We start from the raw sequence: 22,612 nt of genomic DNA, 5'->3' as shown, positions 1-22,612 counted from the left end.
GGCGGCATGGGTTCGATGCCCATCCGTCCCACCTTCCGTCCCACCTTCCGGACCGCCTGCGCCATGAATGAAACCCCGCTGCTCAACCTGATCACTGACTTTGTCGACGATTTCCGTCAACCGGCCATCCTGTGGCAGGCGCTGGTCATCGTCGCCTGCCTGGCGCTGAGCTGGCTGCTGGTGCGGCAGTTGCGTGTGTTCCTGCACCACCGGGCGGAAGCGGCCGCCACGCCGGCCACGCCGGAAACCTTGCAGCGCACGGATAGCTTCATTCGCATCCTGACGCCCGTGCTGGCGGCCATGCTGCTGGGCATTGCGCAGCATTTCCTTGCCAAGTTCCAGTCGGTGAACCTGCTCAGCATTGCCATTCCCCTGTGCACCTCGATGGCGCTGGTGCGCTTCGGTTTCTATGTGCTGCGCCGCATCTTTGCCCGCCATGGCGACATCAGTCCCACCATGCTGTTGCTGGAAAAGATTTTCACGGTCGTGGTGTGGGCCGGCATGGCCCTGTATATCACGGGCCTGTGGCCGGATCTGCATGCCTTCCTGGAAGGCATCGTCGTGCCGCTGGGACGCAACAAGGTGTCCGTGGCGGCCATCCTGCAAGCCGCGATTTCCGTGGCCGTGCTGCTGGTGCTGGCCATGTGGGCCGGCACCTCGCTCGACGAGCGCCTGATGAAAATGCAGGGCTTGCACACCTCCTTGCGCGTGGTGCTGTCGCGCATGGGGCGCGCCGTGCTGATCCTCGTTTCTGTGCTGGTCAGCCTGTCGCTGGTGGGCATCGACCTGACGGTGCTGTCCGTGTTTGGCGGCGCCTTCGGCGTGGCGCTGGGCTTTGGCTTGCAAAAGATCGCCGCCAATTTTGTCTCCGGTTTCATCATCCTGCTCGACCGCAGCCTCACCATCGGCGACATGATCACCGTCGGTCAATTCACGGGCAAGGTGACGCAGATCAATACGCGCTATACTGTGTTATTGGGTGGTGATGGGGTTGAATCCATCGTGCCGAATGAAATGCTGATTTCCGGCGGCGTGCAGAACATGTCGCTGAGCAACCGCATGGTCTGGTTGTCGACGGCCGTGTCGGTGGGTTATGAAACGGATCTCGATGTCATCTTCCCCTTGCTGGAAGCGGCGACGGCCAAGGTGCCGCGTGTGTCGCAAAGCAATCCGCCATCGGCCACCCTCGTGCGTTTCGGCGCCGACGGCCTCGATGTGCAGATCGGCTTCTGGATCGCGGATCCGGAAAATGGCACCGGCGGCGTGAAGTCGAATGTGAACCGCGCTATCTGGCGCACCTTGCAGGAACATAAGGTCACTGTACCGTTTCCGCAACGCGAATTGCGTATTGTTGGTACGCCTCCTGCCCCGCTTGCGGGCGCGGCAGAGGGTGAGTCCGCGCCATCCGGCACCCAGCCTTAACCTCGCTGCCTGCCTCCGATTTTGCCTGATAGCACCCATTAGGGCGTACAATCACGCCTAAAATTAACTCTGCCGGACCTCCAGAGTCACTGGAGCGACCGTGCGCACGCCCTGACCACTTGGAGTAGTAGTAATGACATTGAGTTCCGTTTTACACGACGTTTTGCAGTTCATGGCAACTGGCGTTACCGATCTGTCTGCATGGCAAGTTTTCCTGTACACCATGGTGGTCACGCACATCACGATCGCCAGCGTCACGATTTATCTGCACCGCCACCAGGCCCACCGCGCGCTGGAGTTGCATGCGATTCCCAGCCATTTCTTCCGTTTCTGGCTGTGGCTGACGACGGGCCAGGTCACCAAGGAGTGGGCGGCTATCCACCGCAAGCACCATGCCAAGTGCGATACGGAAGAAGATCCGCACAGTCCCGTGACGCGCGGCATCAAGAAAGTGTTCTGGGAAGGCGCCGAGCTGTACCGCGCTGAATCGAAGAACATGGAAACCATGGCCAAGTACGGTCACGGCACGCCGACCGACTGGATCGAGCGCAACCTGTACACCAAATACAGCTGGCTGGGCGTGGTGTCGCTGTTCGTCATCAATTTCATCCTGTTCGGCGTGATCGGCATTTCCGTGTGGGCCGTGCAAATGATGTGGATCCCGATCACGGCGGCCGGCATCATCAACGGCATCGGCCACTACTGGGGCTACCGCAACTACGACTGCGCCGACGCGGCCACCAACATCATTCCCTTCGGCATCCTGATCGGCGGCGAAGAGTTGCACAACAATCACCATACGTATGCGACGTCGGCCAAGCTGTCGTCGAAATGGTATGAGATCGATATCGGCTGGGCGTATATCCGCGCGCTGGAAATGTTGGGCCTGGCCAAGGTGAAAAAGCTGGCGCCGGAACCGAAGTTCTCGCACGGCAAGGTGGAAGCGGACTTCGAGACTTTGCAGTCCGTCATCGCCAACCGCTACGACGTGATGGCCAAGTACGCGAAATCGATCAAGCATGCCTGGAAGGAAGAGCTGGAACACTTGAAGCACAAGGCGGAGCTGGAAAAGCGCTTCCTGAAATCGTCGCGCAAGCTGATGCAGCGCGAGCCGGGCAAGCTGGCCGATGCGCACCACGAGCAGTTGTCGGAACTGTTCCAGCACAGCAAGGCACTGGAAACCATGCATCATATGCGCGTGGAGCTGGGCGCCATCTGGGAACGTTCGCACTTTACGCGTGAGCAATTGCTGCAAAAGCTGCAAGACTGGTGCACGCGCGCCGAAGCGTCGGGCATCAAGTCGCTGCAGGACTTTTCACTGCGCCTGCGCAGCTATGCCTAAGTAAGCTGTCGCGTCATATCAAGGCCCTGGTTTCCAGGGCCTTTTTTTCGTCCCGGCAGAAGGGGAGAGCGGCGAGATGAAAATCAGGGCGAAAAAAAACCGCTCATCGGAGCGGCTCTTTTTACAGAACACAATATCAATTACTTGATTTTGGTTTCTTTGTACGTTACGTGCTTGCGTGCTTTAGGATCGAATTTCATGATCTCCATTTTCGCAGGCGTCGTACGCTTGTTTTTGGTAGTCGTGTAGAAGTGACCCGTACCGGCGGTCGATTCTAACTTGATTTTGTCGCGGCCTGATTTTGCCATGATAGCTCCCTTATTCTGCTAATTAGACTTTTTCGCCACGAGCGCGCATATCGACCAATACGGCGTCGATGCCGACTTTATCGATGACGCGCAGACCGGCGTTGGACAAACGCAGGGAGACCCAGCGGTTTTCAGATTCAACAAAAATACGACGATTCTGCAAGTTAGGCAAAAAACGACGTTTGGTTTTGTTGTTTGCATGGGAAACATTGTTGCCGACCATCGGCTTCTTCCCAGTGACTTGGCAAACACGTGCCATGGCGCACTCCTTAAAGATATTCCAAATTGGAAAAACGAGAGTATATCCAAAATAAGCCGATTTATCAATGACTTGCGAAAAACAATTGTGTCGTGTTGTATTGAAATAATTTAACAATTTGACTTTTGCCCTGCTTCATAGGGGAAGGCACTGGTAAACGGCGCTGTTTACTGTTAGATAAGCGTCTCGGTGCTGTCACGTATGTCCTTGTTTACACATGGTTAACTGCCGCCTGGCCAACCCCGGCCTAGATCTGGCCGTGTTCCGCGAACGAATGCACTTGCCGTCCGGCCACGACGAAATGGTCGAGGATGCGCACGTCCACCAGCGACAACGCTTGCACCAGCGCGCGTGTCAGTAACAAATCCGATTCGCTCGGTTCCGGCGCGCCGGACGGGTGGTTGTGGGCCAGCATGACGCTGGCCGCGTTGTGCAGCAGCGCCTGCTTGACCACTTCGCGCGGATACACGCTGGTGTGGGTGAGGGTGCCGCGAAACATTTCCTGGGTCGTGATCAGGCGGTTCTTGACGTCCAAAAACAACACGTGGAATGCTTCATGCGCCAGGTGGCCCAGGGTCAGGCGCAAATAATCTTTGACGGCGTGCGGCGAATTGAGGGCCTGGCCCGCCTGCAAGTCTTCGATGATGGCGCGCCGCGCCAGTTCCAGGACCGCTTGCAGCTGGGCAAACTTGGCGCTGCCCATGCCATGTACGGCGGAAAAACTCACGAGGCTGGCGCCGAACAGGCCTCGCAGGGAGCCGAAGTGCTCGACCGTGTCGCGCGCCAGTTCCACGGCGCTCTTGCCGCGCACCCCCGTGCGCAGGAACACGGCCAGCAATTCCGCGTCCGACAGCGACTGCGCGCCATCCTCGATCAGGCGTTCGCGTGGCCGTTCGCCGGCCGGCCAATCCTTGATGCCCATGCTGTTCTCCTGTTTGGCACCGGCGCGCGCCCCAGTACTGCCTTCTTTGACGAAGCCATGGGGCAGGCGCGGCCAGTGTGGCTTACAATATCGTTTTGCACCAGTTACTTGAAAACTACTATGTCCAACGAGCAACCAGCAGTCGTCACCGAAGCGGCTTACCTCACCCTGCATTATCGTCTTGCTACTGTTGACGGTACTGATATTGTCACTACCTTCAGCGGAAATCCCGCGACCTTGATGCTGGGACAGGGCCAACTGGCGCCGTTCCTCGAGCAGCGCTTGCTGGGCTTGCCTGAAGGCACGCACCAGACGTTCGAGCTGGCCGCCGGCGAAGGCTTCGGCGAGCGCAATCCCGAGCTGGTGCAATCGGTCTCGCGCGCGACGCTGGACGAGAACTCCGTGCCGGGCGCCGACTACAAGATCGGCGACCTGGTCGATTTCGCCGCGCCGGGCGGCGGCCGCTTTGCCGGCGTGCTGCGCGAAATGCGCGAGGACTCCGCCCTGTTCGACTTCAACCATCCGCTGGCCGGCCAGCCGCTGCGCTTTGAAGTCAAGCTCATCTCGGTGCTGTGAAGGAATAGCGATGGATAAAGAACTGTTACTGGCCCAGCCTCGAGGTTTCTGCGCTGGCGTCGACCGGGCGATCGAAATCGTCGAACGCGCCTTGCAGCAATTTGGCGCACCGATCTATGTGCGCCATGAAATCGTCCACAACGCCTATGTGGTGGCCGACTTGCGCAACAAGGGCGCCATCTTCATCGACGACCTCGATGACGTGCCTGCCGGCAATACGCTCGTGTTTTCCGCGCATGGCGTGTCGAAAGCCGTGCGCGCCGAGGCGGAATCGCGCGGCCTGAGCATTTTTGATGCGACGTGCCCGCTGGTCACCAAGGTGCACATGGAAGTGAGCAAGATGCGCCGCGAAGGCCGCGAGATCATCATGATCGGGCACGACGGCCATCCCGAGGTGGAAGGCACGATGGGGCAGGCCGATATGGGCATGCATCTGGTGGAAACGCTCGATGATGTGGCGGCATTGCAGGTCGCCAATCCGGACAGCCTGGCCTATGTTTCGCAAACAACGTTGTCAGTTGACGACACTAGCGACATTATCGCGGCCTTGAAAGCGAAATATCCGAATATCGCCGAGCCGAAAAAAGGCGACATTTGCTACGCCACCACCAACCGCCAGGAAGCCGTGAAATTCATGGCCCCGCAAGTGGAAGTGGTGATCGTCGTGGGCAGCCCGAACAGCTCGAATTCGAACCGCCTGCGCGAAGTGGCCGAGAAGATGGGCACGCCAGCCTACATGGTCGACAATGCTTCGCAAATCGATCCCGCCTGGCTGGAAGGCAAGCTGCGCGTGGGTGTGACGGCTGGCGCCTCGGCGCCCGAGGTGCTGGTGCAAGCCGTCATCGACCGCCTGAAAGAGTGCGGCGTGAAGAGCGTGCGCCCGCTCGACGGCGTGCAGGAAGCCGTCACATTCCCGATGCCGAAAGGCCTCGACGGCATCAAGCGCGACGTCGCCTGAGTTGCCAGGGCGCTTGAGTATCGATGAAATAGTTACCTCAAAACCGAATTTAATTCGGAAATGATCGCATTATTCCAAGCTTAGTTTTTGCAAAAGATCGTTATGATTGGTTCAAGCTTGAATATGTTGTCGTTATGACTAAGCAAGGTCACGCCCGTTTTCGGTGCGTGCACCATGCTGGTGAGAACGGTCCAGGGATGGCACTGCAGGAATTCTTCCTCCGGTGCCGTTTTTGTATCAGCGACCCATGTTCTGGCGGAAGTTGTTCCCGAAAAATGCATATTTGATAGGGCAATCATGGATACATTCATCCAGCAGATCATTAACGGCTTGGTGTTGGGCAGCATGTATGCCTTAGTCGCCCTCGGTTACACAATGGTGTACGGTGTCTTGAACCTGATCAACTTCGCCCACGGCGACGTGCTCATGATCGGCGCCATGGTGGGCTTGACCATCCTCAAGCTGCTGGGCATTTATGTGCCGGACTGGCCCGGCTATCTGAAACTGGCCACCGCCATCCTCGGCGCCATTCCCATCTGTATTCTGGTCAACATCATCATCGAGCGGGTCGCCTACCGCCGCCTGCGCAACGCCCCCCGCCTCGCCCCCCTGATTACCGCCATCGGCGTTTCCATCCTGCTGCAAACCTTTGCCATGATGATCTGGACGCGCAATCCCTTGCCCTTCCCGCAATTGCTGTCGACCGACCCCATCAACATAGGCGGCGCCGTGATTTCGCAAACGCAAGTGCTGCTGCTGGCCCTGGCCGCGCTGTCGATGGGCGGCTTGGTGTTGCTGGTGGAAAAAACGCGTATGGGCCGTGCCATGCGCGCCACGGCGGAAAACCCCCGCGTGGCGGGCCTCATGGGCGTCGATTCCGACAAGGTCATCGTCGCCACCTTCGCCATCGGCGCCGCGCTGGCGGCCGTGGCGGGCGTGATGTGGGGCGCCAATTATGCATCCATCCAGTTTTCCATGGGCGCCATCCCCGGCTTGAAGGCCTTCTGTGCGGCCGTACTGGGCGGCATCGGCAATATTTATGGCGCCATGCTGGGCGGTATCTTGCTGGGCATTATCGAGAGCCTGGGCGCCGGCTATATCGGCGACATCACGGGCGGCTTCCTGGGCAGCCACTACCAGGATATCTTTGCCTTCGTCGTGCTGATCATCGTGCTGACCCTGCGCCCGTCCGGCATCATGGGCGAACGCGTGGCCGACCGTGCCTGATGTGAAACTGGGAGAATAATCATGGCATTACTCGATTTCGACGCAAAAAAGAATCCGGCCAAGGCCTATGCCGGCATGCTGGGCCTGGCCGCGCTGCTGATGGTGTTCCCGTTTTTTGCCGCCCAGTTCGGCAACTCGTGGGTGCGCATCATCGACATGGCCTTGCTGTACATCATGCTGGCCCTGGGCTTGAATATCGTCGTCGGCTTCGCCGGCCTGCTCGACCTCGGCTACATCGCCTTCTATGCCGTGGGCGCCTACCTGACGGCCTTGCTGGCGTCGCCCCAGTTCGCCATCCTGCTCGAATCGGTGGTGAATCAATATCCGGCGCTGGGTGAAACCCTGGTGCAATTGATGGGGCCGGAAATCCGCGAAAACGGCATCCATCTGTCGATCTGGATCATCGTGCCGCTGGCCGCCGCTGTTGCTGGTTTCTTTGGCGCCCTGCTGGGCGCGCCCACGCTCAAGCTGCGCGGCGACTACCTGGCCATCGTGACCCTGGGCTTTGGCGAGATCATCCGCATTTTCATGAACAATTTGAACGACCCGATCAATTTCACGAATGGCCCGCAAGGCATCAATTTGATCGACCCCATCCGCATCTTCGGCGTCAACCTGGCGGGCGAGGCGGGCACCAACAGCACCGTCACGGTGGCCGGTTTTTCCATGCCGTCCGTGAACGCCTATTACTTCCTGTTCCTGTTCCTGTGTATCGCCGTCGTGTTCGTCACCAAGCGCCTTCAGCATTCGCGCCTGGGCCGCGCCTGGGTGGCCATCCGCGAAGACGAGATCGCCGCCAAGGCCATGGGCATCAACACGCGCAACGTCAAATTGCTGGCCTTTTCCATGGGCGCCTCGTTCGGCGGCGTGGCTGGCGCCATGTTTGCCTCGTTTCAGGGCTTTGTCTCGCCGGAATCGTTTTCGCTGACGGAATCGATCGCCGTGCTGGCCATGGTGGTGCTGGGCGGCATCGGTCATATTCCCGGCGTGATCCTCGGCGGCGTGATCCTCGCCTCGATACCGGAAGTGCTGCGCCACGTGGTGGAACCGGCCCAGCAGGCGCTGTTCGGCCATGTGGTGATCGAGGCGGAAGTGCTGCGCCAACTGCTGTACGGCCTGGCCATGGTGTTGATCATGCTCAACCGTCCTGCCGGCCTGTGGCCGTCGCCGAAGCACGAAGACCGGCCCGACCACGACGTGGACCAGCCGAACAAATCCACCGGCGTCGTGTCCGCTTAAGGGAGGAGTACCATGAGCGAACAGATCATTCTCAATATCGCCGGCGTCAATAAACGGTTCGGTGGCTTGCAAGCGCTCACCGACGTGGGCATCACCATCCGCCAAGGCCAGATCTACGGCTTGATCGGCCCGAACGGCGCCGGCAAGACCACGTTTTTCAATGTGATCACCGGCCTGTACCAGCCCGATACGGGCACCTTCGAGTTGGCCGGCAAGCCGTATTCGCCGTCCGCGCCGCACAAGGTGGCGAAGGCGGGCATCGCGCGCACCTTCCAGAACATCCGCCTGTTCGGCGACATGACGGCGCTGGAAAACGTCATGGTGGGGCGCCACGTGCGCTCGCACCAGGGCGTGTTCGGCGCCATCTTCCGCCACAAGGCGGCGCGCGAGGAAGAGGCGTCGATCCGCCGGCGGGCGATGGAGTTGCTCGACTTTGTCGGCATCGCCCAGTTCGCCAGCCGCACGGCGCGCTTCCTGTCGTATGGCGACCAGCGGCGCCTGGAAATCGCCCGCGCGCTGGCGACCGATCCGACCCTGCTGGCGCTCGACGAGCCGGCTGCCGGCATGAATGCGACGGAAAAACTGGCCCTGCGCGAGTTGCTGGTGAAAATCAAGGCTGAAGGCAAGACCGTGCTGTTGATCGAGCACGACGTGAAGCTGATGATGGGACTGTGCGACCGCATCACGGTGCTCGAATATGGCAAGCGCATCGCGGAAGGCTTGCCGGCCGAAATACAACAAAACCCGGCCGTCATCGAGGCTTACCTGGGGGGATCGCACGCATGAGCAATATATTGAAGGTGGCGGGCCTGCACGTGGCCTACGGCGGCATCAAGGCGGTGAAAGGCATCGACCTGGAAGTCAACGAGGGCGAGCTGATCGCCCTGATCGGCGCGAACGGCGCCGGCAAGACGACGACCTTGAAAGCCATCACGGGCACTTTGCCTGAATGCAAGGTCGAGGGCACGATCAGCTACCTGGGCGAGTCGCTCAAGGGCACGAAATCGTTCCACCTGGTGGAAAGGAAACTGGCCATGGTGCCGGAAGGGCGGGGCGTGTTTACCCGCATGTCGATCCGCGAAAACCTCATGATGGGCGCCTACACGCGCACGGACAAGGCCGGTGTCGAGGCCGATATCGAGAAATGGTTCGACGTGTTCCCGCGCCTGAAGGAACGGGCGGCGCAGATGGCCGGCACCCTGTCCGGCGGCGAGCAGCAGATGCTGGCCATGGCGCGCGCGCTGATGAGCCATCCGAAGCTGCTGCTGCTCGACGAGCCGTCGATGGGCCTGTCGCCCATCATGGTCGAGAAAATCTTCGAGGTGATCCGCAGGGTGTCGTCCGAAGGCATCACGATTCTGCTAGTCGAACAGAATGCCCGCCTGGCCCTGCAGGCGGCGCACCGCGGCTACGTGATGGATTCGGGCCTGGTCACCATGGGCGGCAACGCGGCCGCCATGCTCGACGATCCGCGCGTGAAGGCAGCGTATCTGGGAGAGTAAGAGCGGGGAGAGTAAGCGCGCATAAAAAATGCCCCAGCTGGGCTGGGGCATAATGGCATCCGTCGGGGAAGTGCGGGATGGATGCCTGGAGGAGCTGGTAACAGCGGACCGCCGTAGCGGTCGCTTGATAATTACTTGGCAGCCGTGCGTGGCACGACTTTTTCAGCCGCTTGCGTGAACTGGTTCACGGCCGACGTCAGGTTCGCTTCGATGGCTTCGACGGCTTGCTTGCTGGTTTTCGAGAATTGCTCGTAGCCTGCATTGGCGTTGCCGATGGCGCTTTTCAGGATGGCGACGGCGTTTTCCGAACCGGCTGGCGCGTTCTTGGTGACTTCTTCCACCAGGGACAGCACTTTGCGGTTGGTTTCAGCGATTTGCGATTCAGCAGCTTTGCTGAATTCGGCTTGGGTGCCCGACGTGATGGCAGCCAGGTGACGACCGTAAGCGATGGCTTTTTCGGCGCTAGGCTGGGCTTGCGCAGCGGTCAGCGAGAAGAATTCTTGTGGGTCTTTTGCCGACAGCAATTGCTTGGCGGCGGCGGTCGATTCTTCCAGCGTTGCCTTGGCAGCGGTCAGGTTCAGTTCGACGATCTTTTCGATGCCTTCGAAGGCTTTGCCCGTCAGCGACGAGAACAGGGCGAATTGGGCTTCCAGGTTGGCTTTGGTAGCGGACGAAAATTGCTCAGGAATTGAAAACATATAAATCTCCAAAAAATCTAACTGGTTAATTTGATGCTGCGTGTACCGTTTGGGAAAGCAGGTGAATCTAAATTTTTCAAGCTGAACAAGAATTGTGCAACGCAACAAACCCTATTCTACGGCGAAAAAAAATGAAGTCAAGCGATTCTTGTGCGATGCAACAATTGAATAGATTTGGGTCAAAAGTCATTGTTTCTAAAGAGAAATATTTAGTTTCTGTGCATTAATGGTTTAATCCTAAACTGTTATTTCCCCGCCTTTCAGGACGAGTGCGGCGCAGCATGCTAGACTTTGCCTCCCGCACCGGCGCAGCGCCCCGGTGAGTATCCCGTTTCCCGAGTCGATACCATGTCCAATCTTCCCGCCGCGGCTGGCGCCAGCGGCAAAGTCCCCAAAGCTCCTTTCCTGACCACCGTGGCGCCGATGGCCTTGCCCGGCTTCTTTGTGTTGTTATGGAGCACAGGTTTTATCGTCGCCAAGTTCGGCTTGCCGTATGCGCCGCCGCTGACCTTCTTGCTGCTGCGCTTCCTGGGCGTGCTGGTGATCCTGCTGCCGCTGGTGCTGTTGTTGCGCGCGCCATGGCCCGTGGGCCAGTTCCGCCAGATCGCCGTGGCCGGCATTTTGATGCAGGCCGGTTACCTGGCCGGCGTCTGGTGCGCCATCAAGCTGGGCATGCCGGCCGGCCTCTCTGCGCTGATCGTCGGCATGCAGCCCGTGCTGACGGCCTGCGCCGCGCCCCTGATCGGCGAATCCGTGCGCCCGCGCCAGTGGCTGGGCCTGTTCTTTGGCTTGCTGGGCGTGGCCCTCGTCGTGTATGCGAAGATCAACCTCGTGGGCCTGACCGTGGAAAGCGTGCTGCTGTGCGTGTTCGCCCTGTTGTCGATGACGGCCGGCACCATGTATCAAAAACGCCACTGTCCCCAGTTCGACTTGCGCACCGGCACGGTGGTGCAGTTTGCCGCCTCCATCGTGGTGGTCTTGCCATTCGCCCTGTATTACGAAGGCCTGGACCTGCATTTCAGCAATGTGCAATGGACAGCCAACTTCATCGGCGCCTTGCTGTGGTCGGTACTCGTGCTGTCCATCGGCGCCATCTTCCTGCTGTTCGCCCTGATCCGCCGCAGCGATGCGACGAAAGTGACGGGCTTGCTGTACCTGACGCCGCCCACGACGGCCGTGATGGCCTGGCTGATGTTTGGCGAAGCCTTTAATATGCTGGGCATCGCCGGCATGCTGGTGGCCGTGGTCGGTGTGGTATTCGTCGTCAAGAAATAAAGCAACAAGCGGGAGAGCAGGGCAGTGAACAAGCAAGCATTGGAAACACCTTCGGCGCAGCAAGCCGTGGACGCCGTCATTCTGTCGCGCCGCTCCATCCGCGCCTTTTTACCCACGCCGGTCGAGCAGGACGATATCGCGCGCATCCTGGAAGTGGCGGCGCGCGCGCCTTCGGGCGCCAACATGCAGCCGTGGAAAGTGTATGTGCTGTCGGGCGAGGCGCGCCAGCGCCTTTCGCGCCGCATCCTCGCCGCTTACGACGCGCCGAAGGCGCCCGATGCGCCCGCGCGCACGGCGTCGTACACCTATTACCCGCGCCAGTGGACGGCGCCGTTCATCGAGCGTCGCCGCAAGATCGGCCTGGACCTGTACCAGCTGCTGGGTCTGGAGCGGGGCGACACGGCTGGCATGGCGGCCCAGCATGGGCGCAATTTCCAGTTTTTCGATGCGCCCGTCGGCCTGATCTTTACCATCGAGCGCGTGCTGGAGCAGGGTTCCTGGCTCGACTACGGCATGTTCTTGCAAAACATCATGCTGGCGGCGCGCGCGCGGGGACTCGATACGTGTCCGCAAGCGGCTTTCATCCATTACCATGACATCATCCGTGACGAGCTGGGTGTGCCGGCCAGCGAAATGGTGGTGTGCGGCATGGCTCTCGGTCATGCCGACCCGGACAAGATCGAGAACCGCTTGAGCACGGAGCGCGAGCCGCTGGCCGGCTTTGTTAAATTCATGGACAAATAGACATTACCAGCGACCGGCACAGGAAAACAGTCCGTTAAGGATGAGTTTGTTTGCGGATCGCTAACGATTTGTATTTCGTTGCTGCAATAAATACTGTCCTAACTGTTAAATAGGCTTGCGATTACTCTGCATTTCGCTACACTGCAATAAGGCAACAGCTTCACGGGGAATTATCGAATGGCTAAGTTTAAACTTGCGCTGGGTATCCTGGCTTCCCTGCTGTTTGCGCTGGCGCCGGCTGCGGCCGTGCACGCCAGGGATGCGAACGGCAAATCCTCAGCCGCGAAGAAACACAACACCAAGAAAATCAAAGTCGTGCTGCGCAAGGGCGCGACGGCCGCGCCGCGCGAAAAGACCGTGCGCCGGGTCGTCATGGTGCGCGGCAAACGCAAGGTCATCTATCAAAAAATCAGCAGCGTGGCCGTGCCCATGGCCGCACCGATGCCCACCATGGGCGACCTGGCAGGCCTGAACCTGACGCGCGATCCGCTCGACCTCAAGTCGAGCGTGGCGCTGGTGCTGGACCAGGCCAACTCGGAAGTGCTGTTTGAAAAGAATTCCAATGTGGCCTTGCCCATCGCCTCCATCACCAAGATGATGACGGGCCTGGTGGTGGTCGAAGCGCACCAGGACATGGATGAGCTGCTGACCATCACGGACGAGGACGTGGACCGCGCCAAGTTCAGCAGTTCACGTCTGAAGGTGGGCTCCCAATTGACGCGCGCGAACATGCTGCATATCGCCCTGATGAGCTCGGAAAACCGCGCCGCCTCGGCGCTGGGCCGCAATTATCCGGGCGGCTTGCCGGCGTTTGTCGACGCCATGAACAGCAAGGCGCGCCAGCTGGGCATGATGGATACGCACTATGTCGATTCCAGCGGCCTGTCGAAAATGAACGTGGCCAGCGCGCGCGACCTGGGCAAGCTGGCCATGGCCGCCTTCCGCCATCCGCTGCTGCGCGAGTACTCGACGGACCCGAAAGCCATCGTCGAAGCGAGCGGCCAGCCCATGCAGTTTGGCAATACGAATCACCTGGTGGCCAACCCCGGCTGGGAAATCGGCTTGCAAAAGACGGGCTTCATCAATGAGGCGGGACGTTGTTTGATGATGCAGGCCGTCATCGAAGGACGGGCCGTGATCATGGTCTTCCTCGATTCCAAGGGAAAACAGTCGCGTACGGCCGACGCGGGGCGCATGCGTAAATGGCTGGAAGCCTTGAAACCAGCCAATATGAGCTTGCCAGGGGGGTAAGGTGTCCAGGGCGGCATGGCTGCCCTGCATTCTTATTACTCTTGAGGAATGAATCCCAAGGTCACGGAAATCTGGTTCGCCGTTTCCACCAGGTCCACCAGCCACTCATCCTGCAGGCGGTCGGCCGGTGCCGAGATCGACAGGCCGGCGATCAGCTTGCCCGAGTCGTCGCGGATGCCGGCGGCCATGCAGCGCACGCCCAGTTCCAGCTCTTCATTGTCGCGCGCATAGCCGCGCTCGCGCACCAGGCTCAGCTCGCGTTCGAGCTTTTGCAGATCCGTGATGGAATTCTTGTTGTGCCCGGCCAAGCCCGTGCGCGTGGCATACGCGCGGATGGCTTTCGGCTCGTCGACGGAGAGGAATAATTTACCGGTCGAAGTCAGGTGCAAGGGGCCGCGGCCGCCGATGGCGCGCACCACCTGCATGCCCGAACGCTCGGAAAAGGCGCGGTCGATGTAGACGATCTCGTCGCCCTGGCGCACGGACAGGTTGATCGTTTGCTGGGTTTTCTTGTGCAGCTGGCGCATGAAGTCCAGCGCCGCTTCGCGCACGCTGAGGCGGCTTTTCACCACATTGCCCAGTTCCAGCAGGCGCATGCCCAGCCGGTACGTGCCCGGTTCGATGCGGTCGACAAAGCGCGTCAGCACCATGTCGTTGAGGATGCGGTGCGCCGTCGAGGGGTGCAAGCCGGAAACCTTGGATAATTCCTTCAGGCTGACCGGGTCGGAATATTTGGCCAGGGCATCGAGCAGGGCGACCATGCGTTCGATCACCTGGATCGTCGTCTTCGGGGCAGCGACCGGTTCAATTTTCATGATGGATTTGGTGCAATGCAGTATTCATGCTTCTTTATACCATGATGTGAAAAAATAGTGAAATGTTCCGAGATAGTCAGCGAATAAATTGTCACAATTCTCATGTTGGCCGTCATAATTGGTGGTTGGATGGACTTTGAATCATGGAAAACTATGCAACCTGTAAATGAATTCAAAAGCAAGAGTGGCTTGAAGCGGATCTTTGCCGCTTTTTTCTACTCGCTCGATGGCTTGAAGGCGGCCTGGCGCCATGAACATGCATTCCGCCAGGAACTCGGTTTGTTCGTCGTCGGTACGGTGATTGCCTTGGTCTTGCGCATCTCCGCCTTTGAAAAACTGGTGCTGATCGGCGTGCTGCTGCTGGTGTTGATCGTCGAACTGATCAATTCCGCAATCGAAGCCGTGGTCGACCGTATTTCGCTGGAGCGCCATCCGCTGTCGAAAAACGCCAAGGACTTCGGCAGCGCCGCCGTGCTGCTGACCTGTATCCTGGCTTTTGCAGCGTGGTCCGTGGTGCTGTTCAACCGTTTTTATTAAGCACTAAATCCCCGTTGCGCGCCGTCCATATGCGAAAAATGTATATCAAACGGCGAAACGCTTCGTTCTCTTTGCGGCCGTGGCGCCGTAATCTGGTGGCTCTGAAAGTTCAACCACACGGGGATCTTAGATGCTGTCGAAAAAAATCATCATTGCCGCCGCCATCAGCGCATTTGCCATTCTGCAAACGGCGCAGGCCGCCGATATCACCCTGCTCAACGTGTCGTATGACCCGACGCGCGAGCTGTACCAGGATGTGAACACGGCGTTTGCCAAGGAGTGGAAAGGCAAGACGGGCGACAACGTCAAGATCAAGCAATCGCACGGCGGTTCCGGCAAGCAGGCGCGCGCCGTCATCGACGGCCTGGAAGCGGACGTGGTGACCTTGGCCCTGGCCTACGACATCGATGCGCTGGCCGAGCACAAGCTGCTGGCCGCCGACTGGCAAAAGCGCTTGAAGCACAACAGCTCGCCATACACCTCGACCATCGTGTTCTTGGTGCGCAAGGGCAACCCGAAAGGCATCAAGGATTGGAATGACCTGATCAAACCGGGCGTGTCTGTCATCACGCCGAATCCGAAGACCTCGGGTGGCGCCCGCTGGAACCATCTGGCGGCGTGGGGTTACGCCTTGCGCCAGCCGGGCGGCAGCGAAGCCAAGGCCAAGGATTTCCTCGGCAAACTGTACAAGAACGTGCCCGTGCTCGATTCCGGCGCGCGCGGCGCCACCACCACCTTCGTCGAGCGTGGCATCGGCGACGTGCTGATCGCCTGGGAAAACGAAGCGTATTTGGCCGTCAAGGAACTGGGCCCGACCAAGTTCGACATCATCACGCCGTCCGTCAGCATCCTGGCCGAGCCGCCCGTCGCCGTCGTTGACAAGTTTGCCGACAAGCATGGCACGCGCAAGGTGGCCGAGGCTTACCTGAATTACCTGTACACGGATGAAGCGCAAGACATCATCGCCAAGAACTACTACCGTCCGGCAACGGACAAGGCGGCGAAGAAGTACGCGTCGCAGTTCGCCAAGGTCAACCTGTTCACCATCGAGCAAGTGGCGGGCGGGTGGACGGCGGCACAGAAGGCGCACTTTGCCGACGGCGGTATCTTCGACCAGATCTACCAGCCGAAGTAATCTTCACCGGCAGGCGGCAACGCTTGCCGGAATCGATCACGCAAGGACACATCATGGCGCTGCGCAGCTTTTCCGATTACCGGGTATTGATCGTGCCGGGCTTGCATAACAGCGGTCCCGAGCATTGGCAGAGCCGCTGGCAGCGCCTGTATCCGCAATTCGAGCGGGTCGAGCAGGACGACTGGAACGCACCCGACCTGGCCACTTGGTCGGCGCGCCTGGACCAGGTGCGGCGGCAAGATGCGCGTCCCACGCTGATCGTCGCCCACAGCTTCGGCTGCCTGACGACGGCGCACAGCCTGGCGCGCGACCCGCAGGGCGTGGCCGGCGTGCTGCTGGTGGGGCCGGCCGATCCCGACAAGTTTGGCGTGGCCAAGGCATTGCCGCAAAAGCGGCTGCCTTGCCCCGGCATTCTGATCGCCAGCCAGACGGACCCGTGGATGACGGCCGAACACGCGGCGCAGTGGGCACGGCGCTGGAATTGCAAGTATATTGATGGCGGTGCGCTGGGCCATATCAACGCCGAGTCGCGCCTGGGTGACTGGGTCTACGGCCAGGCGCAGCTGCAAACGCTGTTTGATCTGGCGCAAAGCGACAAACGCCACCGTCAGGCAGCCTGATACGACGAACATACCGCCACACAACCTCTCAAGGAGATCACGATGACTTTACGCCTGGGCGACGTCGCCCCTGATTTTGAACAAGACAGCTCGATCGGCCCCCTCAAGTTCCACGAGTGGGCGGGCAACTCCTGGGTGGTGCTGTTTTCCCACCCGGCCGACTTTACCCCCGTGTGCACGACGGAACTGGGCCTGACGGCCAAGCTCAAGCCGGAATTCGACAAGCGCAACGTGAAGGCCATCGCCCTGTCCGTGGACGCGGCCGAGTCGCACAAGCGCTGGATCAAGGATATCGAAGAGACGCAAAACACGGTGGTGGGCTTCCCCATCATCGCCGACGTCGACAAGAAAGTGTCGGTGCTGTACGACATGATCCACCCGGAGCAGTCCGTCACGGCCACCGTGCGTTCCGTCTTCATCATCGACCCGAACAAGAAGGTGCGCCTGATCCTCACGTATCCGCTGAGCACTGGCCGCAACTTCAATGAAATCCTGCGCGTCATCGACGCCCTGCAACTGACGGACGGCTACACCGTGGCCACGCCCGGCAACTGGCAGGATGGCGACGACGTCATCATTCCGCTGACCGTGCAAGACCCGGACGTGATCAAGCAGAAGTATCCGAAGGGCTTTACTGCAGCCAAGCCGTATCTGCGTTTGACGCCGCAGCCCAACAAATAAGAGCACCGAAAAAACGTCCATGGCGTTGTTGCATTGCCTCGCCGTACATTCGTACTGTCTTCGGCAACGCGCCTAGCCCTGAACGTTTTATTCGGCACTCTTGATCCAACAAAAACGCACCTCGCCGGTGCGTTTTTTTTCGCCCGCAGATTCCGCAAGCAAGTATGCGAAATCCATCTAAGCAAATGAGAAATGGTTAGTTCTTTTTATAACGATTGCATGTGATTATTGCGTCCTATAACTCAAAAATGTAATAAGAAGGAGTTTCTATGTCTGCAGCATCAGCAGCACCGATCAAGGCGCGGGGAGCGCCGTTTCGGGTCATGCCGGGGTTTAAGCTGTCACTGGGCTTTACGCTCTTTTACCTGGCCTTGATCGTCCTTATTCCGCTGTCGTCGGTGTTCCTGAAAACCTTCACCATGACGTGGGATGCCTTCTTCAGCGCCGTCACGTCCGAGCGCGTGATGGCGTCGTACCGCCTGACGTTTGGCGCTTCCCTGATCGCCGCCCTGCTGAACGTGGTGTTCGGCGGCATCCTGGCCTGGGTGCTGGTGCGCTATCAATTTCCCGGCAAGCGCATCATCGACGCGCTGGTCGACTTGCCGTTCGCCTTGCCGACGGCCGTGGCCGGCATCACCCTGACGGCTTTGTACTCGTCGAACGGCTGGTTCGGCCAGTTCATCGAAGGCGTGCTGGGCATCAAGGTGGCGTTCACGCCGCTGGGCGTGGTGGTGGCGCTGACCTTCATCGGCTTGCCGTTTGTCGTGCGCACCGTGCAACCGGTGCTGGAAGACGCGGAAAAGGAACTGGAAGAAGCGGCCGCCAGCCTGGGTGCCAATTCCCTGCAAACATTCATCCGCGTCATCTTCCCCACGATCTTGCCTTCGCTGTTGACGGGCTTTGCGCTGGCCTTCGCCCGCGCCACGGGCGAGTACGGTTCCGTGATCTTTATCGCCGGCAACATGCCGATGGTGTCGGAAATCACGCCGCTGTTCATTATTACCAAATTGGAACAATACGATTACGCAGGCGCCACGGCTATCGCCGTGGTGATGCTGGTGGTGTCCTTCCTGCTGTTGTTGACGATTAACCTGCTGCAAGCATGGACGCGCGGAAAGGCGAAGAAATCATGAGTACGAATACGACTACCGTCGCTGGCGTGGACAATGCGCGCCCGGCAGTGCGCCGCTTCGAGCCGAACGTCGGCCCCGTCGTGCTGGAACCGCTGTGGGTGCGCACGGTCCTGATCACCATCGCCCTGCTGTTCCTGACAGCCTTTTTGATCGTGCCCCTGGTGGCCGTGTTCGCGGAAGCGTTCAAGAAGGGCTGGGAAGCGTATATCGCCGCCATCATCGATCCGGACGCGATTTCCGCCATCAAGCTGACATTGATCACGGCCGCCATCGCCGTACCGCTGAACCTGGTGTTTGGCGTGGCCGCTTCCTGGTGCATCGCCAAGTTCGAATTCCGCGGCAAGAGCATCTTGCTGACCCTGATCGACCTGCCGTTTTCCGTCTCGCCCGTGATTTCCGGCCTGATCTATGTGCTGATGTTCGGTGCCCAGGGCTGGTTCGGTCCGTGGCTGCAGGCGCACGACATCAAGATTTTGTTTGCCGTGCCCGGCATCGTGCTGGCCACCATCTTCATCACCTTCCCGTTCGTCGCGCGTGAACTGATCCCGCTGATGCAGTCGCAGGGCAGCGAAGAGGAAGAGGCCGCCATCGTGCTGGGCGCGTCGGGCTGGAACACTTTCCGCCGCGTGACTTTGCCGAACATCAAGTGGGGTCTGCTGTATGGCGTGATCCTGTGTAATGCCCGCGCCATGGGCGAGTTCGGTGCCGTGTCCGTGGTGTCCGGCCATATCCGCGGCGAAACCAACACCATGCCGCTGCAGGTGGAGATTCTGTACAACGAGTACAACTTCGCCGCCGCGTTTGCCGTCGCCTCCTTGCTGGCCTTGCTTGCGCTGGTGACCCTGGCCCTGAAAGCCTTCATTGAGTGGCGTTTGAACGAGAGCGACGCCGACGATTCCGCCTTACGTTCCACGGAGCACTGATATGACCATCGCAGTTAAAAACATCCACAAGCGCTTCGGCGATTTCGTTGCCCTCGACAATATCTCGCTGGACTTTCCCGCCGGCGAATTGACGGCCCTGCTGGGCCCGTCCGGTTGCGGCAAGACCACCTTGCTGCGCATCATTGCCGGCCTGGAACATCCGGACAGCGGCCAGGTGCTGCTGGACGCGGAAGACGCGTCGAACCGCCACGTGCGCGAGCGGCAGGTCGGTTTCGTGTTCCAGCACTATGCGTTGTTCAAGCACATGACGGTGTTCGAGAACGTGGCCTTTGGCTTGCGCGTGAAGTCGCGCAGCGAGCGCCCGTCGGAAGAGCAGATCCGCCGCAAGGTAAAAGATTTGCTGGAGCTGGTGCAGCTCGATTGGCTGGCCGACCGCTATCCGCCGCAACTGTCGGGCGGACAACGCCAGCGTATCGCCCTGGCGCGCGCGCTGGCCGTCGAACCGCGCGTGCTGCTGCTCGACGAGCCGTTCGGCGCCCTCGATGCCAAGGTGCGCAAGGAATTGCGCCGCTGGCTGCGCCGCCTGCATGACGACTTGCACGTCACCAGTATTTTCGTCACGCATGACCAGGAAGAAGCGTTGGAAGTGGCGGACCAGGTCGTGCTGATGAACAAGGGCACCGTCGAGCAACTCGGTTCCCCTGAGCAAGTCTACAACCACCCGGCCTCGCCGTTTGTCTACGGCTTCCTCGGCAACGTCAACCTGTTCCACGGCAGGGTGCACGACGGCGTGATGGCGACGGGCGACGCCAGCTTCGAGGTGCCCGATTATGCGGGCGTGAGCGACAGCAAGGGCACGGCCTATGTGCGTCCGCACGACCTGGAAATCGACCGCTACACGCAGGGCGCGGAAGGCATCGTCGTGAAACTGAGCCGCGCCCATGCGATCGGCCCGCTGGCCCAGCTGGACTTGCAGCGCGTCGATAACAGCGAACTGATCGAAGCGGTGATGTCGAACGAGCGCTTCAGCCATCTGCAGCTGAAGGAAGGCGAAACGCTGGTCGTGCGTCCAAAGCGCCTCCATGTCTTTGTCGAACCCACCCGAACTTAATACAGGATAGCCATGAATTTTCAACAATTGCGATCGATCCGCGAAGCGGCCCGCCGCGGCTATAACCTGACGGAGGTGGCCAACGCCCTGTTCACGTCGCAACCGGGCGTGAGCCGGCAAATCCGCGAACTCGAGGATGAGCTGGGCGTGGTGATTTTCGAACGCAACGGCAAGCGCTTGACGGGCTTGACGGAGCCGGGCAAGGGCATCCTGAAGATCGTCGACCGCCTCTTGATCGAGGCGGAAAACCTGCAGCAGGCAAGCCTCGAATACAGCGGCCAGACCAGCGGCACTTTATCCGTAGCGGCCACGCACACGCAGGCGCGCTATGCACTGCCGAAAGTGGTGCAAAGTTTCCGTGCCGCCTATCCCGACGTGCGCATCGCGCTGCAACAAAGCGCGCCCGAGCACATCGCGGAATGGGTGCTGTCGGGCAAGACCGACATCGGCATCGCCACGGAAGGCTTGAGCCAGTTCCCCGACCTCGTGTCGTTCCCGTGCTACCGCTGGAGCCATCTGATCGTCGTGCCGGACGGCCACCCGCTGCTCGAACATTCGCCCATCCGCCTGGAAGACCTGGCGAAATACCCGCTGATTACCTACGACAAGGGCTTCACGGGACGCGGCCATATCGACGACGCCTTCGCCAAGGCGGGCGTGGCGACCGATATTATTTTGACGGCCATGGATTCCGACGTCATCAAGCAATACGTGGCGCTGGGCCTGGGCGTGGGCATCGTCGCCTCGATGGCCTTCGACCATGGCCGCGACAAGGGACTGCGGGCGGTGGAAGCGTCGCACCTGTTCGCCACCAATACGACGCGCCTGGCCGTGCGCCGCGGCGCCTACCTGCGTTCGTACGCCTACGAATTCATCCTGCAGCTGGCGCCCGACTTGACGCGCGAAGACATCGACCGCGCCATGGCGGGAGAGGAGGCCCTCTAGGCGATGGCGGCCCGTTGCGCGCGCGTCAGGCTGGCCACGGCGCGCGCGTAGCTGTCCTGCACCAGTTCCGCCAGATAGTCGGACGGGAAGCGCGCCACGTCGACGATGGTCACCCAGTGAAAGCGGCCCATGTAACGGGCCGGTTTGACGCCGGGCATGTCCGTCAGTTCGATAAAGCGCTCCACGCTGACGCGCAGGCTGAAGCGCCACTGTTCCGGCATGCTGGTTTTAAAGTATGCAAATTTCTTGCCAGCTACTTCATATACGAGGATGTTCGACGGGGCACCGTAGAGCACGGCTTGCGCGCCGGGCAGGGCCGCGCAAAATTCCTTCAGTTCATCACTTGTCATTCGTCCACCGCCATGAATTGTTGCGTGTCGTGGTCGAAGGCAAACGCCGACCCGGCAGGCGCGTCGAGCAGCGCAATGAAGCGGTCATCCACGCTGAGCACGGCGCCCAGCGACACGAGTGCCACGTTGACGCTGTCGTTCATGTAGTCGTCGCTCTCGTCGTTGGCCGTGAAGCGCCAGCCGCTGTCGTCGTCGTTGTCAGGCTCCTCGCGGTACAGATAGCCGACGGGCGCGCCGTCTTCCAGCACTTTTTTCGTCACGAAGCACAGGCCCGCGTAGCGGTTGACGAGGTTATCGTCATCGTCGTGCTGGGTATTGATGATGTGGCGCGCCGCGAAGGCGATGGGGTCTTTGGCGTGCAAATCGGCGATGTAGCCGGGCATGTTGTCGAGCTTGCCCGTGAAATGGCCGCCGGCGTCCACCGTATCGACCAGCACCCACATGCGTTCGGCGCCCGGCGCCTGCGGATCGTCGCTGTGGAAGGCGAAGATCAGCTTGACCACGTCGCCGGGGCGCACCTGGGCGATGGCCTCGGGCGGTGATTTATAGAAAGTGTAGGGATGGCGCGCCGCCAGTTCGGCGGCGTCGGCCAGGTGCCAGCTGGGCATGGGTATCCGTCATCAAAAAGAGTGACACCCATGGTAGCCGATCGCGTGCCAGGACGACCACGCATATCGC

Annotated in this window: 26 protein-coding genes; 19 read left to right on the top strand and 7 right to left on the bottom strand. The window is 60.1% G+C overall.

What is annotated here, in order from left to right; translation table 11 throughout:
- The first annotated feature begins 15 nt into the window (after positions 1 to 15).
- Both GCN78_RS02925 and GCN78_RS02920 read left to right on the top strand, forming a co-directional pair.
- Positions 16 to 1,422 carry a mechanosensitive ion channel family protein gene (locus tag GCN78_RS02925; RefSeq protein ID WP_226939430.1) on the top strand — a complete coding sequence of 469 codons (1,407 nt, stop codon included), beginning with the start codon at positions 16 to 18 and terminating at the stop codon, positions 1,420 to 1,422.
- Between the two features lie 172 nt (positions 1,423 to 1,594).
- Positions 1,595 to 2,764, top strand: a complete 1,170-nt coding sequence (locus GCN78_RS02920) for a DesA family fatty acid desaturase (protein ID WP_413465173.1) — start codon at positions 1,595 to 1,597, stop codon at positions 2,762 to 2,764.
- Positions 2,765 to 2,904: 140 nt separating this feature from the next.
- On the opposite strand, the gene rpmG is transcribed toward GCN78_RS02920, so the two are convergent.
- The 3 genes from rpmG to radC all read right to left on the bottom strand — a co-directional run bounded on the left by rpmG (position 2,905) and on the right by radC (position 4,253).
- Positions 2,905 to 3,072, bottom strand: a complete 168-nt coding sequence (rpmG, locus tag GCN78_RS02915) for a 50S ribosomal protein L33 (RefSeq protein ID WP_010400929.1) — start codon at positions 3,070 to 3,072, stop codon at positions 2,905 to 2,907.
- A 22-nt stretch (positions 3,073 to 3,094) separates the two neighbouring features.
- Complete coding sequence (rpmB, locus tag GCN78_RS02910) at positions 3,095 to 3,331, bottom strand: 50S ribosomal protein L28 (protein WP_010400928.1); 237 nt, start codon at positions 3,329 to 3,331, stop codon at positions 3,095 to 3,097.
- 247 nt (positions 3,332 to 3,578) lie between these two features.
- Positions 3,579 to 4,253 carry a RadC family protein gene (radC, locus tag GCN78_RS02905; protein WP_152250350.1) on the bottom strand — a complete coding sequence of 225 codons (675 nt, stop codon included), beginning with the start codon at positions 4,251 to 4,253 and terminating at the stop codon, positions 3,579 to 3,581.
- A 120-nt stretch (positions 4,254 to 4,373) separates the two neighbouring features.
- On the opposite strand from radC, the gene GCN78_RS02900 reads away from it, so the two are divergent.
- From GCN78_RS02900 to GCN78_RS02875, 6 genes are all read left to right on the top strand, one after another.
- Positions 4,374 to 4,829: an FKBP-type peptidyl-prolyl cis-trans isomerase gene (locus tag GCN78_RS02900; protein ID WP_070224501.1), complete on the top strand. Its 456-nt coding sequence runs from the start codon at positions 4,374 to 4,376 to the stop codon at positions 4,827 to 4,829.
- Positions 4,830 to 4,839: 10 nt separating this feature from the next.
- Entirely contained in the window at positions 4,840 to 5,787 is a 948-nt protein-coding gene (ispH, locus tag GCN78_RS02895) for a 4-hydroxy-3-methylbut-2-enyl diphosphate reductase (protein WP_152250349.1), read from the top strand.
- A 297-nt stretch (positions 5,788 to 6,084) separates the two neighbouring features.
- Positions 6,085 to 7,014: a branched-chain amino acid ABC transporter permease gene (locus GCN78_RS02890; protein ID WP_034747477.1), complete on the top strand. Its 930-nt coding sequence runs from the start codon at positions 6,085 to 6,087 to the stop codon at positions 7,012 to 7,014.
- A 21-nt stretch (positions 7,015 to 7,035) separates the two neighbouring features.
- Positions 7,036 to 8,253: an ABC transporter permease subunit gene (locus tag GCN78_RS02885; RefSeq protein WP_152250348.1), complete on the top strand. Its 1,218-nt coding sequence runs from the start codon at positions 7,036 to 7,038 to the stop codon at positions 8,251 to 8,253.
- A 12-nt stretch (positions 8,254 to 8,265) separates the two neighbouring features.
- Positions 8,266 to 9,039 carry an ABC transporter ATP-binding protein gene (locus GCN78_RS02880; RefSeq protein WP_092795837.1) on the top strand — a complete coding sequence of 258 codons (774 nt, stop codon included), beginning with the start codon at positions 8,266 to 8,268 and terminating at the stop codon, positions 9,037 to 9,039.
- The gene (locus GCN78_RS02875) at positions 9,036 to 9,755 is read left to right on the top strand and encodes an ABC transporter ATP-binding protein (protein WP_152250347.1); all 720 of its coding nucleotides are present in this window, start codon (positions 9,036 to 9,038) and stop codon (positions 9,753 to 9,755) included. Before GCN78_RS02880 ends, GCN78_RS02875 begins: the two co-directional genes overlap by 4 nt.
- A 131-nt stretch (positions 9,756 to 9,886) precedes the next feature.
- Here the strand turns inward: GCN78_RS02875 and GCN78_RS02870 are convergent, their stop codons facing one another.
- Positions 9,887 to 10,453, bottom strand: coding sequence for a phasin family protein (locus GCN78_RS02870; protein WP_152250346.1), 567 nt, complete (start codon positions 10,451 to 10,453; stop codon positions 9,887 to 9,889).
- Between the two features lie 348 nt (positions 10,454 to 10,801).
- Here GCN78_RS02870 and GCN78_RS02865 point away from each other — a divergent pair, with 348 nt between their 5' ends.
- The 3 genes from GCN78_RS02865 (at position 10,802) to pbpG (ending at position 13,723) form a co-directional block, all read left to right on the top strand.
- Positions 10,802 to 11,728: a DMT family transporter gene (locus GCN78_RS02865; protein ID WP_413465172.1), complete on the top strand. Its 927-nt coding sequence runs from the start codon at positions 10,802 to 10,804 to the stop codon at positions 11,726 to 11,728.
- 24 nt (positions 11,729 to 11,752) lie between these two features.
- Entirely contained in the window at positions 11,753 to 12,472 is a 720-nt protein-coding gene (locus tag GCN78_RS02860; RefSeq protein WP_152250345.1) for a nitroreductase, read from the top strand.
- A 177-nt stretch (positions 12,473 to 12,649) separates the two neighbouring features.
- Complete coding sequence (gene pbpG, locus GCN78_RS02855; RefSeq protein ID WP_152250344.1) at positions 12,650 to 13,723, top strand: D-alanyl-D-alanine endopeptidase; 1,074 nt, start codon at positions 12,650 to 12,652, stop codon at positions 13,721 to 13,723.
- A 35-nt stretch (positions 13,724 to 13,758) separates the two neighbouring features.
- On the opposite strand, the gene GCN78_RS02850 is transcribed toward pbpG, so the two are convergent.
- Positions 13,759 to 14,538 carry an IclR family transcriptional regulator gene (locus GCN78_RS02850; protein ID WP_152250343.1) on the bottom strand — a complete coding sequence of 260 codons (780 nt, stop codon included), beginning with the start codon at positions 14,536 to 14,538 and terminating at the stop codon, positions 13,759 to 13,761.
- Between the two features lie 153 nt (positions 14,539 to 14,691).
- On the opposite strand from GCN78_RS02850, the gene GCN78_RS02845 reads away from it, so the two are divergent.
- The 8 genes from GCN78_RS02845 (at position 14,692) to GCN78_RS02810 (ending at position 21,584) form a co-directional block, all read left to right on the top strand.
- Positions 14,692 to 15,075, top strand: a complete 384-nt coding sequence (locus GCN78_RS02845; RefSeq protein ID WP_152250342.1) for a diacylglycerol kinase — start codon at positions 14,692 to 14,694, stop codon at positions 15,073 to 15,075.
- Between the two features lie 130 nt (positions 15,076 to 15,205).
- On the top strand, positions 15,206 to 16,210 hold the full coding sequence (locus GCN78_RS02840) for a sulfate ABC transporter substrate-binding protein (RefSeq protein ID WP_152250341.1): 1,005 nt from the start codon (positions 15,206 to 15,208) through the stop codon (positions 16,208 to 16,210).
- 53 nt (positions 16,211 to 16,263) lie between these two features.
- Positions 16,264 to 16,830 carry an RBBP9/YdeN family alpha/beta hydrolase gene (locus GCN78_RS02835; RefSeq protein WP_034747509.1) on the top strand — a complete coding sequence of 189 codons (567 nt, stop codon included), beginning with the start codon at positions 16,264 to 16,266 and terminating at the stop codon, positions 16,828 to 16,830.
- A 42-nt stretch (positions 16,831 to 16,872) separates the two neighbouring features.
- Positions 16,873 to 17,511: a peroxiredoxin gene (locus GCN78_RS02830; RefSeq protein ID WP_152250340.1), complete on the top strand. Its 639-nt coding sequence runs from the start codon at positions 16,873 to 16,875 to the stop codon at positions 17,509 to 17,511.
- Positions 17,512 to 17,834: 323 nt separating this feature from the next.
- The gene (gene cysT / locus GCN78_RS02825; RefSeq protein WP_226939457.1) at positions 17,835 to 18,644 is read left to right on the top strand and encodes a sulfate ABC transporter permease subunit CysT; all 810 of its coding nucleotides are present in this window, start codon (positions 17,835 to 17,837) and stop codon (positions 18,642 to 18,644) included.
- Positions 18,641 to 19,567 (top strand): sulfate ABC transporter permease subunit CysW, encoded by a 927-nt coding sequence (gene cysW / locus GCN78_RS02820; RefSeq protein ID WP_152250338.1) that lies wholly within the window; start codon positions 18,641 to 18,643, stop codon positions 19,565 to 19,567. The genes cysT and cysW overlap by 4 nt, the downstream gene beginning before the upstream one ends.
- A 1-nt stretch (position 19,568) precedes the next feature.
- Positions 19,569 to 20,639 (top strand): sulfate/molybdate ABC transporter ATP-binding protein, encoded by a 1,071-nt coding sequence (locus GCN78_RS02815; protein ID WP_152250337.1) that lies wholly within the window; start codon positions 19,569 to 19,571, stop codon positions 20,637 to 20,639.
- A 12-nt stretch (positions 20,640 to 20,651) separates the two neighbouring features.
- Positions 20,652 to 21,584, top strand: a complete 933-nt coding sequence (locus GCN78_RS02810; protein WP_152250336.1) for a CysB family HTH-type transcriptional regulator — start codon at positions 20,652 to 20,654, stop codon at positions 21,582 to 21,584.
- On the opposite strand, the gene GCN78_RS02805 is transcribed toward GCN78_RS02810, so the two are convergent.
- The gene (locus GCN78_RS02805; RefSeq protein ID WP_152250335.1) at positions 21,581 to 21,934 is read right to left on the bottom strand and encodes an MmcQ/YjbR family DNA-binding protein; all 354 of its coding nucleotides are present in this window, start codon (positions 21,932 to 21,934) and stop codon (positions 21,581 to 21,583) included. The genes GCN78_RS02810 and GCN78_RS02805 overlap by 4 nt on opposite strands.
- On the bottom strand, positions 21,931 to 22,542 hold the full coding sequence (locus GCN78_RS02800) for an immunity protein Imm33 domain-containing protein (RefSeq protein WP_152250334.1): 612 nt from the start codon (positions 22,540 to 22,542) through the stop codon (positions 21,931 to 21,933). The genes GCN78_RS02805 and GCN78_RS02800 overlap by 4 nt, the downstream gene beginning before the upstream one ends.
- Between the last annotated feature and the right edge of the window lie 70 nt (positions 22,543 to 22,612).

Source organism: Janthinobacterium rivuli (genome assembly GCF_009208735.1).
GTDB lineage: Bacteria > Pseudomonadota > Gammaproteobacteria > Burkholderiales > Burkholderiaceae_D > Janthinobacterium.
This window is presented reverse-complemented; position numbering and strand designations above follow the sequence as displayed.

Excerpts from the sequence above, each read along its gene's own strand:
- GCN78_RS02805 (WP_152250335.1), bottom strand. The coding sequence starts at position 21,934 with ATGACAAGTGATGAACTGAAGGAATTTTGCGCGGCCCTGCCCGGCGCG.
- GCN78_RS02875 (WP_152250347.1), top strand. The coding sequence starts at position 9,036 with ATGAGCAATATATTGAAGGTGGCGGGCCTGCACGTGGCCTACGGCGGC.
- GCN78_RS02835 (WP_034747509.1), top strand. The coding sequence starts at position 16,264 with ATGGCGCTGCGCAGCTTTTCCGATTACCGGGTATTGATCGTGCCGGGC.
- cysW (WP_152250338.1), top strand. The coding sequence starts at position 18,641 with ATGAGTACGAATACGACTACCGTCGCTGGCGTGGACAATGCGCGCCCG.
- GCN78_RS02880 (WP_092795837.1), top strand. The coding sequence starts at position 8,266 with ATGAGCGAACAGATCATTCTCAATATCGCCGGCGTCAATAAACGGTTC.
- GCN78_RS02815 (WP_152250337.1), top strand. The coding sequence starts at position 19,569 with ATGACCATCGCAGTTAAAAACATCCACAAGCGCTTCGGCGATTTCGTT.
- GCN78_RS02920 (WP_413465173.1), top strand. The coding sequence starts at position 1,595 with ATGGCAACTGGCGTTACCGATCTGTCTGCATGGCAAGTTTTCCTGTAC.
- GCN78_RS02840 (WP_152250341.1), top strand. The coding sequence starts at position 15,206 with ATGCTGTCGAAAAAAATCATCATTGCCGCCGCCATCAGCGCATTTGCC.
- GCN78_RS02850 (WP_152250343.1), bottom strand. The coding sequence starts at position 14,538 with ATGAAAATTGAACCGGTCGCTGCCCCGAAGACGACGATCCAGGTGATC.
- GCN78_RS02890 (WP_034747477.1), top strand. The coding sequence starts at position 6,085 with ATGGATACATTCATCCAGCAGATCATTAACGGCTTGGTGTTGGGCAGC.
- GCN78_RS02925 (WP_226939430.1), top strand. The coding sequence starts at position 16 with ATGCCCATCCGTCCCACCTTCCGTCCCACCTTCCGGACCGCCTGCGCC.
- GCN78_RS02800 (WP_152250334.1), bottom strand. The coding sequence starts at position 22,542 with ATGCCCAGCTGGCACCTGGCCGACGCCGCCGAACTGGCGGCGCGCCAT.
- GCN78_RS02870 (WP_152250346.1), bottom strand. The coding sequence starts at position 10,453 with ATGTTTTCAATTCCTGAGCAATTTTCGTCCGCTACCAAAGCCAACCTG.
- radC (WP_152250350.1), bottom strand. The coding sequence starts at position 4,253 with ATGGGCATCAAGGATTGGCCGGCCGGCGAACGGCCACGCGAACGCCTG.
- ispH (WP_152250349.1), top strand. The coding sequence starts at position 4,840 with ATGGATAAAGAACTGTTACTGGCCCAGCCTCGAGGTTTCTGCGCTGGC.
- GCN78_RS02885 (WP_152250348.1), top strand. The coding sequence starts at position 7,036 with ATGGCATTACTCGATTTCGACGCAAAAAAGAATCCGGCCAAGGCCTAT.
- pbpG (WP_152250344.1), top strand. The coding sequence starts at position 12,650 with ATGGCTAAGTTTAAACTTGCGCTGGGTATCCTGGCTTCCCTGCTGTTT.
- GCN78_RS02845 (WP_152250342.1), top strand. The coding sequence starts at position 14,692 with ATGCAACCTGTAAATGAATTCAAAAGCAAGAGTGGCTTGAAGCGGATC.
- GCN78_RS02830 (WP_152250340.1), top strand. The coding sequence starts at position 16,873 with ATGACTTTACGCCTGGGCGACGTCGCCCCTGATTTTGAACAAGACAGC.
- GCN78_RS02900 (WP_070224501.1), top strand. The coding sequence starts at position 4,374 with ATGTCCAACGAGCAACCAGCAGTCGTCACCGAAGCGGCTTACCTCACC.
- GCN78_RS02865 (WP_413465172.1), top strand. The coding sequence starts at position 10,802 with ATGTCCAATCTTCCCGCCGCGGCTGGCGCCAGCGGCAAAGTCCCCAAA.
- rpmG (WP_010400929.1), bottom strand. The coding sequence starts at position 3,072 with ATGGCAAAATCAGGCCGCGACAAAATCAAGTTAGAATCGACCGCCGGT.
- GCN78_RS02810 (WP_152250336.1), top strand. The coding sequence starts at position 20,652 with ATGAATTTTCAACAATTGCGATCGATCCGCGAAGCGGCCCGCCGCGGC.
- rpmB (WP_010400928.1), bottom strand. The coding sequence starts at position 3,331 with ATGGCACGTGTTTGCCAAGTCACTGGGAAGAAGCCGATGGTCGGCAAC.
- cysT (WP_226939457.1), top strand. The coding sequence starts at position 17,835 with ATGCCGGGGTTTAAGCTGTCACTGGGCTTTACGCTCTTTTACCTGGCC.